Source organism: Vibrio sp. MM46 (assembly GCF_027587135.1).
GTDB classification, from domain to species: Bacteria; Pseudomonadota; Gammaproteobacteria; order Enterobacterales; family Vibrionaceae; genus Vibrio; species Vibrio harveyi.
This window is the reverse complement of record NZ_JAPPTO010000075.1, coordinates 1-1,321: the sequence shown is the minus strand read 5'-3', so window position 1 is coordinate 1,321 and position 1,321 is coordinate 1. Positions and strand designations below refer to the sequence as shown.

General features: G+C 41.4%; 3 protein-coding genes. All 3 read right to left on the bottom strand.

The features are described 5' to 3' along the window. Positions 1-134 precede the first annotated feature (134 nt). The 3 genes from OH459_RS27935 to OH459_RS27925 all read right to left on the bottom strand — a co-directional run bounded on the left by OH459_RS27935 (position 135) and on the right by OH459_RS27925 (position 1,023). Positions 135-359 carry a hypothetical protein gene (locus OH459_RS27935; RefSeq protein ID WP_050907626.1) on the bottom strand — a complete coding sequence of 75 codons (225 nt, stop codon included), beginning with the start codon at positions 357-359 and terminating at the stop codon, positions 135-137. A 218-nt stretch (positions 360-577) separates the two neighbouring features. Next, complete coding sequence (locus tag OH459_RS27930) at positions 578-733, bottom strand: hypothetical protein (protein ID WP_017191380.1); 156 nt, start codon at positions 731-733, stop codon at positions 578-580. Continuing rightward, entirely contained in the window at positions 733-1,023 is a 291-nt protein-coding gene (locus OH459_RS27925) for a hypothetical protein (protein ID WP_050907627.1), read from the bottom strand. The genes OH459_RS27930 and OH459_RS27925 overlap by 1 nt, the downstream gene beginning before the upstream one ends. Positions 1,024-1,321 lie beyond the last annotated feature (298 nt).

Below are 1,321 nucleotides of genomic sequence, written 5' to 3'. Positions count from 1 at the left end.
AATAGAACTATTGTCATAACAGGGTGCTTCCTTATGCAACGCAAATTGCCGCTGGCAGCAAAGCTGAGCGGTAGTCAGAATGAGAGGCGGAATTAAAAAGCCTTGCTGCAGCAAGGCTTGTGGCGGTCTAGTGATTAGCGGTTATTGTAAGGCTCTAAGGTATAGCCTCTGTGTTGGGTGCGTTGGATAAGCTTTTGCGCCGTTTTGTGGGATAGAACAAGGTGGCGCCAGTCATTGCCAACGAGCATATCGAGAACAAAAAGAGAGTCAGAGTTGTTTTCGGGTGAATTTGAGTTGTGTGAATGGGTGTTTTTTAACGGTGTGGTGTGTCGGTGTTTATGCTGGGTTCTTGGTTTCATGAGCGGTCTCCATGTTTAGGAAAAATCGCACGAGAAAAGAAAGAAAAGCGGCGTGGTTATGAGCGCCGCTAGCTAAAGAAATCAAAAGGCATGCGCCCTTTAAAGATAAGCTTAATAATTACACTGGAAGCATGTGAGCAAATGTCGTATCAATCATTGCGTCGGGAGACTGCATAATTGATGCCCTGATGATAATCATTATCATTTGCATGTCAACACTATTCTTCATTCCAGAGTTTATTAAAGGCTTGCTCTTCTAAAATATCTTCAATCCGCCTTCTCGTTTCAGCTTGTTTTCGTTCCTGCTCTGCATTGTTACGTTTGGTGTACTTAGGTAGATGGAAGGATTCTTTTATGAGTTCATCATCTTGCATTAATCATCCTCCAATAGTGAAACGGTGAGCGTGATTGATGTGCCTGGTTCGGGGGCTTCAATATCGATAAACGCAACATAGCCTTGCCAAATACCATTAATCTTTTCAAGGTGTTGTAAAGATGTGTCTAGCTGCCAATTATAGAAAGCGTCATCAACTTGTTTGTAAGGCAGTTCGCATTCAGGTGCATTTTTTACCACAAAGTCAGCAAAGTCGAATTCGCCTTCAAAGGCACAGCCGCCACTTGGGTATTTTCTAATAAATTCAACCTCTAGAGTAAGGTTTGACACTAGTTTGTTCCTTATTAGTATTCGTTTGGGTGTTCAAACTTGCTGGTAAGCTTGAGAATAATGCCAACGCAAGTAAAGGCATTACTTGCAACCAACCCTTGCCCTTCTTGAATGACAATCTCTTGATAGCCACCATCGGATATGGGGTTATAGAAAGTCTGTTAAGAAAAAAAACGTTTTAAAAATGATAAAAAATAATTGACTTTTTTAGGCTTTTTCTTTGATGCTGTTTGAACAGCAACTTCAGCAACTTCAGCAACTTCAGCAACTTCAGCAACTTCAGCAACTTCAGCAACTT

What these genes read in the sequence shown, in the direction of transcription:
- OH459_RS27935 (WP_050907626.1), bottom strand. Translation starts at nt 359, where the DNA reads ATGAAACCAAGAACCCAGCATAAACACCGACACACCACACCGTTAAAA.
- OH459_RS27930 (WP_017191380.1), bottom strand. Translation starts at nt 733, where the DNA reads ATGCAAGATGATGAACTCATAAAAGAATCCTTCCATCTACCTAAGTAC.